This is a genomic window from Paenibacillus sp. FSL K6-1230 (assembly GCF_038002385.1).
Lineage (GTDB): Bacteria > Bacillota > Bacilli > Paenibacillales > Paenibacillaceae > Paenibacillus > Paenibacillus massiliensis.
Window position 1 is genome coordinate 138,670 of sequence record NZ_JBBOCK010000001.1, and the last position, 15,407, is coordinate 154,076.

The window sequence follows — 15,407 nt, forward strand, 5'->3', positions numbered from 1 at the left end:
ATGCGCGCTATTTGTGTTCAGGGGCACGTATGATCATAATGCAGCAGGTGCATCTCTAGGCACAGACTCTAACTAGAATTCACCTTTCCAAATGGGGCGCAGGTTGGTGTAGCCCATATCCCGCAGCGTGTCCCATGTATTTTCAATAATGTGTGGTTGCCCCTTACACCAGAGCTCTGGCCGCTCCTTCTTCAGATAATCAATGATCTCGGCTATATGTCGGGGCTTGCCTAGATGAATGATCGTCTGTTCATTGTTTTTCTGTGCAGTAATGTCGTAAAAGCACCAGGAGGTGAAGGGGTCTTCGTCCGGTGGATCGGCTGCAAAGACGAGCGTGATTTTTATATTTTTGTCTACCTTGGGTGAGATATGTAGGACAAAGCGTGGTCCACCCGAATGCCAGTACACAAATGCGTGATTATCGACGGTAATATTTCTTAATGGGCTCTTCATTGTGTGCCCTCCCCTTGCGTTAATACACTGAACTTTACTTAACTACTCTGCTAAACACACTAATTTGGGATGCCTCGACAAGCCGACGTCGCCACATCAATTCGTTGCCCTTTCATAGGCATAGTGTATCTTATTTTAAGTTGCTTCTACAGTTTGGAGATACGATATTTTCCACAATTTTGTATCTGTGCAGGATTTCCCCGTACAATCTAGAATATCTTTGTATCAAACCTTATCTGATGCAATGGCATACTGCGCAACTTGAAGGGAAAGGCATCTGTTGTTGTTTTCATGACCTTGGGAGGTAAGAATGTGGAAAAGAAGAAAGTGTTGATTGTCGATGACCAGAACGGTATCCGTATTCTACTCATGGAAGTGTTCAGCAGTGAGGGATACGAGACATTCCAGGCTCCTAACGGCAAGATCGCTCTGGAGATTGTCGAGCAGGAGGTTCCTGATCTTGTGTTGCTGGACATGAAGATCCCGGGAATGGATGGACTGGAGATTCTCAAGCACATCAAAGCTATGAAGCCAGCCGTGAAGGTCATCATGATGACAGCTTATGGAGAATTAGACATGATCAAGGAAGCGACAGAGTTGGGTGCTCTGATGCATTTTACCAAACCGTTCGATATTGATGAGATGAGAGTTGCCGTTAATGGACATTTACAGCATAGTGGAATTAACCGTTAAAGCTGATTGTTGAGTCCTGCGCCCAGCAGGATTTCTTTGTCGTGTGCGTAGGCCAAGCCGCTGTAAGGCCCAGCTAGGAAGACGGCATATCATTGACGGCTTCTAACAACTGGAGTAATTCCTTCAACCCTTTAGAATAGGCCTTTCAGAATGATATAATATTCAAAGAAGGATTATTTATTTTCTGTGCTGGTGTGAGGAATTGTATAAATCGACAGGTAGCCCTTCAATCCTCAACATATAGATCGAAGTGATTCTATTCGTCTATACGTTGTGTTGATCAGGGCACTTCCTCCTGTCAATATTGCGAACCCCATAAACGTTGGGAATGAATTATGAAAAATACTTATGAAACAACGTGCAATATTCCCTTCAATGATTGTAAATGCTTGTTTAGTATTTGACATGGGATGTGGTATAATAACCCCGTATTGTAAGTCGGCTAAACAAATACAGACAAACGATAATCCTAGGAGGATGAACCATGCCATTAGTATCGATGACAGACATGTTGAACAAAGCGTTGAAAGGAAAATACGCAGTAGGTCAATACAACATTAATAACTTGGAGTGGACCCACGCAATCCTTGAAGCAGCTCAAGAAGAGAAATCCCCAGTAATTCTGGGTGTATCCGAAGGTGCAGCTCGTTACATGGGCGGATTCAATACCGTTGTAAAAATGGTTGAGGGTCTGATGGCTGACCTGAAAGTAACTGTTCCTGTAGCTATTCACTTGGACCACGGTTCTTCCGTTGAGAAATGTAAAGAAGCAATCGATGCTGGTTTCACTTCCGTAATGATCGATGATTCCCACAGCCCGATTGATACTAATATCGCGACGACGAAGCAAGTCGTTGAATATGCACATGCCAAAGGCGTATCCGTTGAAGCAGAAGTTGGTATGGTAGGCGGTCAGGAAGACGATGTTGTTGGTGACGTAATGTATGCGAAGCTGGACGATTGCGTACGTATCGTTAACGAGACAGGCATCGATACACTGGCTCCAGCTCTTGGCTCCGTTCACGGTCCTTACAAAGGCGAGCCTAACCTGGGCTTCAAAGAAATGGAAGAGATCTGTAACGCAGTAAGTCTTCCACTCGTACTTCACGGCGGAACTGGTATCCCAACTCATGACATCAAGAAAGCAATCTCTCTGGGAACTTCCAAAATCAACGTGAACACTGAGAACCAAATCTCCTTCTCCAAAGTTGTGCGCGAAGTATTGGCTGAGAAGCCTGAAGCTTATGATCCTCGTGTATTCCTGAAACCAGGCCGTGAAGCTATCAAACAAACAGTTATCGGCAAAATCCGCGAATTCGGATCCAACAACCAAGCTTAATCTAGCTTAGGCAACACTTTGAATGGCGAGTCTAATTGGACAAGTCTGCATGAATGTAAGCTTTAGCGGCTAAATGTAGCCAAATTTGAATAGAATGATATGGAGAGCACACCGCTTAGCCGGTGTCTTTCCATTTTCACCACTTTCACAGTACAAGCACCTCAGCATCATGTCTGCATCACCAGTTGCAAGTCACGTAGGAGGAACTTCTGGATTATGGAAAAATTGATGATCACCGGCGGACGTAAACTTCAGGGTATGGTATCCATCAGCGGAGCTAAGAATAGTGCGATCGCTTTGATTCCTGCCGCGATATTGGCGGAGTCGGAAGTAGTATTAGACAATCTGCCGCTCCTCAGTGATGTGGCGGTGTACGCAGAAATATTGGAGGAGCTCGGGGCCTCTGTAGCTTGGGAAGGCAGCCAGATGCGAATTGATCCTTCGGATATCAAGTCAATTCCTATGCCGAATGGTCCGGTGAAGAAGCTGCGTGCTTCTTATTATATGATGGGAGCTATGCTTGGACGCTTTAAGGAGGCTGTAATTGGCCTGCCTGGTGGCTGTAACTTTGAACCTAGACCGATAGATCAGCATATTAAAGGATTTGAGGCACTTGGTGCAACCGTGAAGAATGAGCATGGGGCGATTCATCTTTATGCGAAGGAATTACGAGGTGCCAAGATTTATCTGGATGTGAGCAGTGTAGGTGCTACCATTAATATTATGCTGGCGGCAGCGAGAGCCAAAGGCGCGACAACTATTGAAAATGCGGCCAAAGAGCCTGAAATTATAGACGTGGCAACACTATTGAACTCCATGGGAGCCAGCATTAAAGGAGCAGGAACCGAGACCATTCGGATTGAGGGTGTATCGGAGCTGCATGGCTGCCGACACTCTATTATTCCTGACCGGATACAGGCTGGAACCTACATGATTGCAGCCGCCGCCACCCGTGGCAATGTATTGATCGACAACGTAATCCCCAAGCACATGGAAGCTCTGACGGCCAAGATGCAGGAGATGGGTGTGGGTATTGAGGAGTATGATGAGAGCATTCGCGTCATTGGTGCTCCAGAATATGCTCATGTTGATGTGAAGGCTTTGATCTATCCAGGCTTTGCTACGGACCTTCAATCCCCAATGACCAGTCTGCTGACGCAGAGTCGCGGAGTCAGTGTATTGAGTGATTTTGTATATAGTAATCGCTTCAAGCATGTCCCGGAATTAGTTCGTATGGGAGCGAAGATTCGCGTGGAAGGTCGATCAGCAATCATTGAGGGCAGTCCGCTGAATGCAGCTAAGGTCAAGGCCTCTGATCTGCGAGCGGGTGCGGCACTTGTCATTGCTGGCCTAACTGTCGAAGAAGGTATAACCGAGGTTACGGGTGTAGAATACATCGACCGCGGCTATGATCATTTGGTATCGAATCTGCGTATGCTGGGTGCAGATGTGTGGCGTCAAACGGAGTAGTAGGGTTGCGTTGACACAGCTAACATCGAGTGTTATATTATCCGATATATTCCATAGGCGATCTTGCCTGGAAGTATCGATAGGCTAACCGCAAACAAGGTGATAGATATAGAGGCTGCGGATACATTTGATATCTGTATAGCCTCTGTAATATTATAAATTCTTAAAGAGGTGCATAACCGATCTATAATTGGGTAATTATAGTTTAATGGGATTTTTGTGCCTGTCTGATGGACTTATTAATTGAATAGGTGGTTATTATATGGATCTGCAAATTTCCAATTTGGAAGAAATGAAGCTGACCGATTTGTATAAACTGGCGAAACAGCACCAGATACCTTACTACGGTCAGATGAAGAAGAAGGAACTCATCTTCGCGATTCTGCGGGCGCAGGCCGAACAAAGCGGACTGATGTTCATGCAGGGAGTTCTGGAGATTCTTCCTGAAGGATACGGCTTCTTGAGGCCGATTAATTACCTCCCGAGTGCGGAGGATATTTACATCTCTGCATCACAGATTCGCAAGTTCGATCTTCGTACGGGTGATCTGGTATCAGGGAAATGTCGAGCACCTAAGGAAAACGAGCGTTACTTTGGATTGCTGCAAGTGAATGCAGTGAATGGTGAAAGCCCCGAACATGCTGCTGAACGGCTGCATTTTCCAGCACTGACTCCACTCTATCCACAGAAAAAGCTAGTCCTAGAAACATCCCCCAAAAATCTGTCTACTCGCATCATGGATATATTAGCTCCCGTCGGACTTGGACAGCGCGGACTGATTGTTGCACCCCCTAAAGCCGGTAAAACACTGCTTCTCAAGGAAATTGCCAACAGCATTTCTACCAACAACCCAGAAATTGAGTTATTTGTGCTGCTGATTGATGAGAGACCGGAAGAGGTTACGGACATGTCGCGCTCGGTAAAGGGTGAGGTTGTTGCGTCTACCTTTGATGAGCTGCCAGAAAATCATATTAAGGTTGCTGAACTGGTGTTGGAGCGTGCACTGCGTCTCGTAGAGGCCAAGAAGGATGTTGTAATCTTGCTGGATAGCATCACTAGACTTGCTCGTGCCTACAACCTGGTCATTCCTCCATCTGGCCGTACACTTAGTGGTGGTATTGATCCTGCTGCATTCCATCGTCCCAAGCGGTTCTTCGGTTCTGCGCGTAATGTGGAGGAAGGCGGTAGCCTGACGATCCTGGCAACGGCTCTGATTGATACAGGGTCACGGATGGATGATATTATCTATGAGGAGTTCAAAGGAACGGGGAATATGGAGCTCCATCTCGATCGCAAGCTGGCGGAACGGAGAATATTCCCGGCTATCGATATCCGTCGATCTGGTACGCGCCGTGAAGAGGTGCTGCTGAACAAGGAAGAGTTGGATACGATCTGGGCAATTCGCAAGAATATGAATGACAGTCATGATTTTGTAGAAGGCTTCCTGCGGAAGCTGCGTAATAGTGAGAATAATGCAGAATTCCTGGCGTCCTTCGACACCAGTTCGCTTGGCAATAATACAAGCAACTCTGGCACAGGAACCAGTGGCCAGCGTAGAACGTCTCGTTCCACGACAGCTTCTGTACCAGCCTCCACGAACTAACAATTCTCTGACTCCCACCGACGACGTTGCCTTTCTGGCATGAGTTATTACGGGTTGTTGGTGTGGCGGTCTGATTCCCTCAGTGACGTATTACAATCAACTTGAATCTACACTGGAAGGAACGAAAGGAGTTCCATTTATGTATTTGGTATACGCCGATGCTAACGGGAATGTATATGACCATGCTTCCTTGCATGGACTTGCCCGCAGCGCGGATATGATTGTCGAGATTATGGAAGAGGAGCTAATCCCTCTACCAGCGGGAGCTACTCTGGTTAGCCTTCCAAGCACCCGGCCAATAGGTATGGACCCGAGCACGGGTGAGATGGTTCCGTTGCCTGGCGATCTGCAAGCCGTAGGTGCCCTGCTACCGCAAGGCTTTACGCGGCTGTGTCTTCCGGGCTATGTGAAGACGGATAAGGATTATAAGTTACCTTTATTCGGATATGCCGCGGTGGTGTGGAAGGATGGTAATTTCTATGTAACTGCTGAACAGAGCGATAACCCGGATAAGTGGAACCCAGATCATTGTGACCGTACTCAGGTGAAAAGGGGAGTAGAGCGACTGGTCCAGCAATACCCGGACAATCGTCTATACGAGCATTTAACCAATTGTGCGCTTGGTTATGAATGCCTGACCTCGTCGAATACCTTCCTTGGTCGCTGGGAGGGTGGAGTCCCCGTCTCCTATTCCTGTAATGCTGGCTGCTTCGGATGTATATCGGAGCAACCGGAGGATAGCGGCTTCGTCTCTCCGCAGACCCGGATGAATTTCCGTCCCCGCGTGGAGGAGATTGTAGAGGTGATGCTGGAGCATCTGAAGACACCGGAATCGATTATCAGCTTCGGGCAAGGCTGTGAGGGAGAGCCATCCACTCAAGCCAAGCTCATTATCGAAGCGATTCGTGAGGTTCGATCCATCACAGATATGGGCTACATCAATATCAACACGAACGCAGGGCTGAACGACCATATCCGGGGCATCGTGGATGCAGGACTTGATCTGATGCGTGTGAGTACGATCAGTGCGCTGGACGGACATTATAATGCGTATTACAAGCCACGTGGTTATACACTGGAGAATGTCGAGAAGTCCCTGACCTACGCGGCCAAGCAAGGCGTCTACACCTCCATTAACTATTTGATCTTCCCGGGCGTAACCGATCGTGAGGAAGAGATTGAAGCGATGATTGAGTTCATTCGCAGAACAGACCTGAAGCTCATTCAAATGCGGAATCTGAATATTGATCCGGAGAGCTATCTGGAGCTGATTCCTCCAGCCCAAGGCGATGTGCTGGGAATGAAGCAGATGCTGGAGATCTACCGGGAAGAATTGCCGGATGTTGTAATTGGATCGTTCACACATGTTCCCCCAGAAGGCAGTGCACGCCTCAAGAAATCCATTCCCTTGCTCTAACAATTCCGGATGATTGAAGTATTTTTTAGTGCGCGTGAAAAAGGCGGGATGTGTCTATGTGGCTACAGCATGTTGTGCTGAGGTGGGATAAGTATACTAGGGGTGCCCCTTACTCGTCACTCAGGAACAGGTATCAGCGTGCATTCAAGCTTCCGGCAACGGCTCTTGAATTCCATCGGGATTATGGTATGCCTTGTCATACTATAAGTATATGGCAAGATCAGGAGGGTTTTCGCCAAAAGGAAAGTCTTACTATACTCAAGCCTGGTGCTGAAGAGTGGAACATCGGTTGTATAGATGTACTCCGTGAGGATGAATGGCTACATGTTGATTTTCGCTATGAAGCCTTCCTTGGCGCTCCTTACAGGTATGATTATTGGGGGAATTTGCTGCATGAGCGTGCTTTTTCCCTGAAGTCTGATGAGTACGGGCGAATCCAATATAATGGCCGAATTTCAACCCACGAGGATCCTTATTATGAGTTGAACATTATGAACATCTATAATGGGGAAAAGGTGGACAAGCACTGTTTTAGCAGCCACGAGCCTGATCAAGAGTATAGACAAATTGTGGATTTATACTAAGGTGTGTTTTGCGGTATTTTAAATACAATAAAGTATTTGCATATTAACATGGGTAGTGCTATAATTCGTTCATGTGTCTACATTACTCTGGGTGGACTAAGAAACTCAGGGCGGAAAGAGGTGAAACTCAATGCAACAAGCAATCCAACCGAAATACTTCAAGACAACTGTAACTTGCGCTTGCGGTAACACGTTCGAAACCGGCTCCGTAAAAGAAGCACTGCGCGTAGAAATTTGCTCCGCTTGCCATCCTTTCTTCACAGGTAAGCAAAAATTTGTTGACGCTGGTGGCCGTGTTGATAAATTCAAGAAGAAATACGGTATCTAATCTGAATGTTGCCTGATGGCATCATTTAGTAGCCATTCCCCCTGTCTTTGGCAGGGGGATTTTTGTGTGCCTATCCTTGATAAATGGATAGGACAAATCATGGCATAATTGCCACACACCTGTTGGTTGCAATTTGTACATGCTTAAGATATACTTATTTTCACCGTGCTAGATGGGGAGGTAGCGGTGCCCTGTAACTCGCAATCCGCTATAGCGAGGTTGAATTCCTGTTAGAGGTATTGCTGATGTGAGGCTGGTCCCTGCGCTTGGCGTTGACGGCTGGGTCCTCCGCAATGAGCACTTGTGAACCTGGTCAGGTCCGGAAGGAAGCAGCCATAAGCAAGAGCGCTCTTGTGCCGGAGGGTAGCCTAGCCTGAGCTGATGTTCAGGATTGCCGCTCGGGTCGCAATATCAATAACAGGTGCACGGCTTAATTTTATCCACCGGACTATTTTTTTTCTGTAGCATCAATATTCTCTGGATGGGGATTTAATTAGGTTATACAAATTAGCGATCGACATCTTGCGCAGCAGCGCGAGATGTTTTTTTGTGTTCAGGATTATAGTATAATGAGTAACACGATGAAGGTCACCATAGTGAACTGAAAGAGGGTAACGCGAATTGGAACACATAGCGTTGTACCGTGCTTGGCGATCCCAGTCGTTCCAAGACATGGTAGGACAGCAGCATATTATCCAGACCCTGCAGAATGCTATTCGCGACGGGAGGACCTCTCACGCCTATCTGTTCAGTGGGCCGCGGGGCACAGGAAAGACCAGTGCAGCCAAGATTTTGGCCAAGGCAGTCAACTGCGAGCGTGGGCCGTCGGTAGAGCCTTGTAATGAATGCGAGACCTGTGTTCGAATTACGGCGGGGGCGGTCATGGATGTGCAGGAGATTGATGCTGCATCCAACCGCGGTGTAGAGGAGATTCGTGATCTGCGGGATAAGGTGAAATATGCACCGACCGAGGTAAGACGCAAAGTCTATATTATTGATGAAGTACACATGCTGACGACGGAAGCATTCAACGCATTACTCAAGACGCTGGAAGAGCCTCCGACGCATGTAATGTTTATATTAGCTACAACCGAGCCTCATCGCCTTCCGGCCACGATTATATCCAGATGTCAGCGCTTTGACTTCCGGCGAGTGCCATTTGAAGAACAGTCTCAGCATCTGGCGCGGATCTGTGAGCAAGAGAATATCTCTGCTGATCCAGACGCATTGCAGTATATTGCTCGTTTGTCTGATGGCGGGATGCGGGATGCGATCAGCCTGCTGGATCAGATTGCTTCATTCACAGATGGGACTATAACCTACCAGCAGGTGCTGGGTATGACGGGGGGAATCCCTGCTGAGCAATTCGGCAAGCTGGCACGTGCGCTTCATGCGGAAGATGTGGCCACTGTATTACAGATGATCGATGCCTTCATGCAAGAGGGTAAGAGCGCGGATAAGTGCATGGAAAATCTGCTCTACTATTTCCGCGATCTATTGATGGTCAAGATGGTGCCGGGTGCTGACCGTATGACGCAAAGGTTGCTGGAGCCTGAGCATTTCAGAGAGGTAGCCGACCTGTTCACTAGTGAACAGCTGTTCCAGATTATTGACACACTCAATCACTATCAGAACGGTATGAAGTATGCTTCACAGCCGCAGACACTCTTTGAGGTGGCTTTGCTCAAGTTGTGTAGCGTCCCTGCTTCGCCTGGTCAGGCGACTACGGCATCAGCCGAGGCGGCTGATCGTGGCGAGGTGACGGCATTGCGTAAGCAGCTGGCAGACCTGGAACGTAAGCTGGAAGGTGCCCTGCAAGCGGGGCTATCAGCTGTCAAGGGACAGGAACAAAGCTCTTCAGGGCGTGGGCCATCCAAGCCTCCAGCAGCACGGGTGTCGTCACCGGCGAAGCTCCCTTCCCAACTTAGTGAATTCGTTGCACAGAAGGGAAGCTCTGAATTTTCCGAGGCTACTCGAAAATGGAGTCAGATTTTACAGCGGGTCAAGGAAGAGAAGGTCACGGTCCATGCGTGGTTCATGGATGGCGAGCCAGTATCGGTGTATGATGATAGTGTACTGGTAGCCTTCAAGAACAATATTCACCGTGATACCACGGAGAAGGCAGCTAATCGTCAGGTCATCGAGCGAGTGCTTCAAGAGCAGCTGGGCAGACCTATGCGTCTGGTGACGATGATGCTGCGGGATTGGTCCTCCGCGATTGAGGGCTCAGCCACCAAGCAGGAGGAAGAATTCCGACTGGAGCCGGAGGATGCTGGTTCGGGAAAGTCGAAGGAGCCCTGGATTGATGAGGCCATGGAGTTATTTGGCGAGGATCTGATCGTCATTAAAGACTAGGGCTGTTAATAGTCTATCTAGTAAACCAATTAAGGAGATGAATAACATGAACAATATGAACCAGATGATGAAGCAAGTGAAGAAGATGCAGGAGCAGATGCTGAAGGCACAGGAAGAGCTTGGAGGCAAGACTGTAGAAGGAACATCCGGTGGTGGTGTAGTAACTGTCGAGGTGAATGGTCACAAGAAGGTTCTGTCCATTGCGATCAAGCCAGAGGCTGTTGATCCGGATGATGTTGAAATGTTGCAGGATCTGGTCCTGACTGCTGTGAACGACGCGCTTACGAAGGCGGATGAGCTTGCTAATAATGATATGGGTAAATTCACAGGCGGCATGAAGATCCCGGGCCTGTTCTAATCTAATCTTTATATACGAAGGAGCAACAGACCATTGTACTATCCGGAACCGATAGCCAAGCTGATTGATGCTTTTACACGCCTGCCGGGCATTGGTCCCAAGACGGCTGCGCGTCTTGCCTTTCATGTACTGAACATGAAGGAAGATGATGTGATTGATTTTGCCAAAGCTCTGGTCAGTGTAAAGCGCAATCTCCATTATTGCTCGGTCTGCTGCAACATCACTGATACCGATCCCTGCCGGATTTGCCAGGATAAGACTCGAGATGCCTCGGTTATTTGTGTAGTCCAGGATTCCAAGGATTTGGTAGCGATGGAGCGCACCAAGGAGTTCAACGGGTATTATCATGTGCTGCAGGGGGCCATCTCTCCTATGGAGGGTGTGGGACCGGAGGATATTCGTCTGAAGGAGCTGCTGACTCGTCTGAGTGATGAGCGAGTGGAGGAGTTAATTCTCGCTACGAATCCGAACATCGAGGGAGAAGCGACGGCTATGTATATTTCCAAGCTGGTCAGACCTTTCGAAATGACGGTTACCCGGATTGCCCATGGATTACCTGTGGGTGGAGATCTTGAATATGCAGACGAAGTTACGTTGTCCAAGGCATTGGAAGGTCGACGTCAGTTGAACTGAGCGAAATATAATTGTCATCCAACTTTATAGCCAAGCCCAGGATTAGGATTTGGACAAGCCTAAAAGCCGCTATTGCGGCTTTTTTGTCATAGGATGGCATTGTTTGAAGTGGAAAGGAATCAAGATGATCATAGGGCGGTGATTATATGTACGAGCGTATTCACATCATGGAGTATGAAGGCTGTGATCAATCACAGATATCGAAGCTTATATTACATATCCAGCAGGAGGAATACCGGATTCCCATCACGATAGAGGATCAGCCGGATTTATTGGCTATCGAACAGTATTATCAACGAGGCAACGGGAACTTCTGGGTAGCTAAGGACGGAGACCGGATCATAGGTACGATAGCTCTATTAGATATTGGACGACAGCAAAGTGCTTTACGGAAAATGTTCGTACACCATGAGTACAGAGGTACAGAGTGGAAGGTAGCCTATCGCTTGCTACAGGAGGCTATTCGTTGGGCTGGGAGTAGGCAGGTTAGCGATATTTATCTGGGTACAACGCCGCAGTTTGTAGCTGCTCATCGCTTTTATGAGAAGAACAGCTTTATTGAGATCACAGTAGACCAACTACCAGGTAACTTCCCGGTAATGCGGGTGGATAAAAAGTTCTATCACTATCATATTTCGCCTGTACAGCCTTAGGTTAGCTGGAGGATTATCCCAGCAATATGTCTGTCTCCTGATAATGCAGATGGTTTCTTTCTGAGGATTGTCTCTTAGATTAGTTCGATCCGGAGGCAGAACGTTGTAGAGTTGTTAGGTTGTCGCTATGGAATATTGTGCATTTGTCATCTGGAGCAATGTAGTTCTTGACTTGTTCAGAGGAGTTCTTCGCCTTCCGTACTGTTAGCAGAATGCGGTTCTAAGTTTGTCCCCTTTTCGATATGAATGAATAGAGGGCAGTCGAAAGACTGTGATGCGAATGGTAGGGAGGCGCGCGATGATGACTATCTGGTATAGCAAGAAGCTGCGCAATCAGCTCCGCAAGGAACGAATCAGATCGGAGCTTTACGCAGAGATTATCGAGGGTGTCCGCCTTGCTCATGCGGACTGGCTTAGAGCACAAAGAATGTTTGAGGAAGCCGTGGGTAAGGATCAGGTGGACTATGCTATTTTTCTGCTGGAGGCAGCAGAGTTGAATTATCAGATTCAGCTAAAGCGAGCAAAGCAAGCGAATGTACATCGTCCTGATTATGACAACGATGGTGAAGAGAGCGGAGGGGCCGAGAGGGCCGCTACAGGGGAGGTGCTGTAGGGTGAGGAGTGTTCTGTGGATACTGCTGTCATTCTCTTCACTTATGCTTGTATATATTCTTATCAAGAAGAGCATGGGGTTCAGATGGTTGGGTGTATTCGTAACTCATATGGCGCTTGCAGCAGTTGCAATCTATGTAGTGAACTACTCAGGTTGGATCACACATGCATACATTCCCGTAAATCCAGTAACAATTGGGACCGTCGCTACTTTAGGTCTTCCGGGGGTTGGGTTGCTGCTGGGAATCAAGCTGGCTCTTTTTACTTGATGGCGGTCATGCGTATGGTGGGGAGGAAGCGCATTGCGATCATGTCCTCCACCCTGCGGGCTCTATATGGATATTCGAAATGAGATCTGTAGGCTTATGGGGGAGTTATGTGGAGGGAGTAAGCTGTGGAACTATGCTGTGGAACTATGCCAAAATCATAGGTCTAGACCATGTGTGGGGGCTTCTGGGGAGAAGCTCTTTTTTGTTGAAATTTAGCGTATGGAGAAAAAAATGAAAAAAGGTGTTGACCTATTTGTGAGGTGTATGCTATATTATAAAAGTCGCCGCTGAGATGCGGTGGTAACGCAAGAAAAGAAACGAATGAATGAAGTTGATCTTTGAAAACTGAACAACGAGTGAGCGAATTTCACGCAAGTGGGATTCAAACAATGAGATATGAATCTCGTCAGATTCAAAATGAGCTATCGCTCTTTTCAATAACTTTATTGGAGAGTTTGATCCTGGCTCAGGACGAACGCTGGCGGCGTGCCTAATACATGCAAGTCGAGCGGACTGATGAAGAAGCTTGCTTCTTCTGAGGTTAGCGGCGGACGGGTGAGTAACACGTAGGCAACCTGCCCTTTGGACTGGGATAACTACCGGAAACGGTAGCTAATACCAGATAATTCACTTCTTCGCATGGAGAAGTGAGGAAAGACGGAGCAATCTGTCACCGGAGGATGGGCCTGCGGCGCATTAGCTAGTTGGAGAGGTAACGGCTCCCCAAGGCGACGATGCGTAGCCGACCTGAGAGGGTGATCGGCCACACTGGGACTGAGACACGGCCCAGACTCCTACGGGAGGCAGCAGTAGGGAATCTTCCGCAATGGGCGAAAGCCTGACGGAGCAACGCCGCGTGAGTGATGAAGGTTTTCGGATCGTAAAGCTCTGTTGCCAAGGAAGAACGTCCTTAAGAGTAACTGCTTAAGGAGTGACGGTACTTGAGAAGAAAGCCCCGGCTAACTACGTGCCAGCAGCCGCGGTAATACGTAGGGGGCAAGCGTTGTCCGGAATTATTGGGCGTAAAGCGCGCGCAGGCGGTCATTTAAGTCTGGTGTTTAAGCCCGGGGCTCAACCCCGGATCGCACGGGAAACTGGATGACTTGAGTGCAGAAGAGGAGAGTGGAATTCCACGTGTAGCGGTGAAATGCGTAGAGATGTGGAGGAACACCAGTGGCGAAGGCGACTCTCTGGGCTGTAACTGACGCTGAGGCGCGAAAGCGTGGGGAGCAAACAGGATTAGATACCCTGGTAGTCCACGCCGTAAACGATGAGTGCTAGGTGTTAGGGGTTTCGATACCCTTGGTGCCGAAGTTAACACATTAAGCACTCCGCCTGGGGAGTACGGTCGCAAGACTGAAACTCAAAGGAATTGACGGGGACCCGCACAAGCAGTGGAGTATGTGGTTTAATTCGAAGCAACGCGAAGAACCTTACCAGGTCTTGACATCTGAATGACCGGATCAGAGATGATCCTTTCCTTCGGGACATTCAAGACAGGTGGTGCATGGTTGTCGTCAGCTCGTGTCGTGAGATGTTGGGTTAAGTCCCGCAACGAGCGCAACCCTTGACCTTAGTTGCCAGCACCTCGGGTGGGCACTCTAGGGTGACTGCCGGTGACAAACCGGAGGAAGGTGGGGATGACGTCAAATCATCATGCCCCTTATGACCTGGGCTACACACGTACTACAATGGCTGGTACAACGGGAAGCGAAGCCGCGAGGTGGAGCCAATCCTAAAAAGCCAGTCTCAGTTCGGATTGCAGGCTGCAACTCGCCTGCATGAAGTCGGAATTGCTAGTAATCGCGGATCAGCATGCCGCGGTGAATACGTTCCCGGGTCTTGTACACACCGCCCGTCACACCACGAGAGTTTACAACACCCGAAGTCGGTGGGGTAACCGCAAGGAGCCAGCCGCCGAAGGTGGGGTAGATGATTGGGGTGAAGTCGTAACAAGGTAGCCGTATCGGAAGGTGCGGCTGGATCACCTCCTTTCTATGGAGAATCGCTTCCTGCAACGGAAGCATTCAAATCAGATCGATGTTCCATCGATCCTAAGAAGAGGAATTCGGTACTGCGCTTAGCGCGTATGAAATCCTCTTCGCAGCTCACTCGTTGCTCAGTTTTGAGAGTTCAACTCTCACAAAAGCATAGCAAGACGTTTGGTGGCGATAGCGGAGGGGTTCCACACGTACCCATCCCGAACACGACCGTTAAGTCCTCCAGCGCCGATGGTACTTGGACCGAAGGGTCCTGGGAGAGTAGGACGTTGCCAAGCGCACAACCCGGGAAGGGTAACACCTTTTCGGGATTTGTTATGGGCCCTTAGCTCAGCTGGTTAGAGCGCACCCCTGATAAGGGTGAGGTCGGTGGTTCGAGTCCACTAGGGCCCACCATAAATGAATACGTAATAAAGAACCAGATATGGGGCTATAGCTCAGCTGGGAGAGCGCCTGCCTTGCACGCAGGAGGTCAGGGGTTCGATCCCCCTTGGCTCCACCAAAAAAAGTTCTTTTACGAACAAAGAAGCTGTGTTACAATCACAGCATTGCACCTTGAAAACTGGATACCGAAACGAAAACATTGCGTTTTAGAACATCTTTTAGCTGAACTTGTGTAAGCAAGTGAAAGTTATTAGCG

Annotated in this window: 14 protein-coding genes, 2 tRNA genes, 2 rRNA genes and 1 other RNA gene; 18 read left to right on the forward strand and 1 reads right to left on the reverse strand. The window is 48.4% G+C overall.

Translation table 11 applies throughout. The features are described from left to right. Positions 1-72 precede the first annotated feature (72 nt). Positions 73-453 carry a hypothetical protein gene (locus MKX74_RS00620; protein WP_341177176.1) on the reverse strand — a complete coding sequence of 127 codons (381 nt, stop codon included), beginning with the start codon at positions 451-453 and terminating at the stop codon, positions 73-75. Between the two features lie 312 nt (positions 454-765). Between MKX74_RS00620 and MKX74_RS00625 the strand changes: the two genes are divergently transcribed. From MKX74_RS00625 to MKX74_RS00710, 18 genes are all read left to right on the forward strand, one after another. Continuing rightward, positions 766-1,146 (forward strand): response regulator, encoded by a 381-nt coding sequence (locus MKX74_RS00625; protein ID WP_018888087.1) that lies wholly within the window; start codon positions 766-768, stop codon positions 1,144-1,146. 484 nt (positions 1,147-1,630) lie between these two features. Further along, positions 1,631-2,485: a class II fructose-1,6-bisphosphate aldolase gene (fba, locus tag MKX74_RS00630; protein ID WP_018888086.1), complete on the forward strand. Its 855-nt coding sequence runs from the start codon at positions 1,631-1,633 to the stop codon at positions 2,483-2,485. Between the two features lie 216 nt (positions 2,486-2,701). Beyond that, on the forward strand, positions 2,702-3,955 hold the full coding sequence (locus MKX74_RS00635; RefSeq protein WP_018888085.1) for a UDP-N-acetylglucosamine 1-carboxyvinyltransferase: 1,254 nt from the start codon (positions 2,702-2,704) through the stop codon (positions 3,953-3,955). A 262-nt stretch (positions 3,956-4,217) separates the two neighbouring features. After that, positions 4,218-5,558 (forward strand): transcription termination factor Rho, encoded by a 1,341-nt coding sequence (gene rho, locus MKX74_RS00640; RefSeq protein WP_018888084.1) that lies wholly within the window; start codon positions 4,218-4,220, stop codon positions 5,556-5,558. Positions 5,559-5,697: 139 nt separating this feature from the next. Beyond that, complete coding sequence (locus MKX74_RS00645; RefSeq protein WP_018888083.1) at positions 5,698-6,975, forward strand: radical SAM protein; 1,278 nt, start codon at positions 5,698-5,700, stop codon at positions 6,973-6,975. A gap of 56 nt (positions 6,976-7,031) precedes the next feature. Further along, complete coding sequence (locus MKX74_RS00650) at positions 7,032-7,559, forward strand: hypothetical protein (protein ID WP_018888082.1); 528 nt, start codon at positions 7,032-7,034, stop codon at positions 7,557-7,559. Between the two features lie 130 nt (positions 7,560-7,689). Continuing rightward, the gene (gene rpmE, locus MKX74_RS00655) at positions 7,690-7,887 is read left to right on the forward strand and encodes a 50S ribosomal protein L31 (protein WP_018888081.1); all 198 of its coding nucleotides are present in this window, start codon (positions 7,690-7,692) and stop codon (positions 7,885-7,887) included. A gap of 163 nt (positions 7,888-8,050) precedes the next feature. Continuing rightward, an RNA gene (ffs, locus tag MKX74_RS00660) (signal recognition particle sRNA large type) lies at positions 8,051-8,316 on the forward strand. A gap of 192 nt (positions 8,317-8,508) precedes the next feature. After that, positions 8,509-10,242 carry a DNA polymerase III subunit gamma/tau gene (dnaX, locus tag MKX74_RS00665; RefSeq protein ID WP_025681247.1) on the forward strand — a complete coding sequence of 578 codons (1,734 nt, stop codon included), beginning with the start codon at positions 8,509-8,511 and terminating at the stop codon, positions 10,240-10,242. A gap of 46 nt (positions 10,243-10,288) precedes the next feature. After that, a complete protein-coding gene (locus MKX74_RS00670) occupies positions 10,289-10,600 on the forward strand; it encodes a YbaB/EbfC family nucleoid-associated protein (protein ID WP_018888079.1) in 312 nt (103 codons plus the stop codon). 33 nt (positions 10,601-10,633) lie between these two features. Continuing rightward, positions 10,634-11,233: a recombination mediator RecR gene (gene recR / locus MKX74_RS00675; RefSeq protein ID WP_018888078.1), complete on the forward strand. Its 600-nt coding sequence runs from the start codon at positions 10,634-10,636 to the stop codon at positions 11,231-11,233. A 146-nt stretch (positions 11,234-11,379) separates the two neighbouring features. Beyond that, on the forward strand, positions 11,380-11,886 hold the full coding sequence (locus tag MKX74_RS00680) for a GNAT family N-acetyltransferase (protein WP_341177177.1): 507 nt from the start codon (positions 11,380-11,382) through the stop codon (positions 11,884-11,886). A gap of 298 nt (positions 11,887-12,184) precedes the next feature. Further along, positions 12,185-12,499: a hypothetical protein gene (locus tag MKX74_RS00685; protein ID WP_018888076.1), complete on the forward strand. Its 315-nt coding sequence runs from the start codon at positions 12,185-12,187 to the stop codon at positions 12,497-12,499. A 1-nt stretch (position 12,500) separates the two neighbouring features. Further along, positions 12,501-12,767: a pro-sigmaK processing inhibitor BofA family protein gene (locus MKX74_RS00690; RefSeq protein WP_018888075.1), complete on the forward strand. Its 267-nt coding sequence runs from the start codon at positions 12,501-12,503 to the stop codon at positions 12,765-12,767. A 443-nt stretch (positions 12,768-13,210) separates the two neighbouring features. Beyond that, positions 13,211-14,762 (forward strand): 16S ribosomal RNA (locus tag MKX74_RS00695). Between the two features lie 166 nt (positions 14,763-14,928). Continuing rightward, positions 14,929-15,045: ribosomal RNA gene (gene rrf, locus MKX74_RS00700) — 5S ribosomal RNA — on the forward strand. A gap of 41 nt (positions 15,046-15,086) precedes the next feature. Beyond that, a tRNA-Ile gene (locus MKX74_RS00705) sits at positions 15,087-15,163 on the forward strand. A gap of 30 nt (positions 15,164-15,193) precedes the next feature. Continuing rightward, positions 15,194-15,269: transfer RNA gene (locus MKX74_RS00710), tRNA-Ala, on the forward strand. Positions 15,270-15,407: the final 138 nt, after the last annotated feature.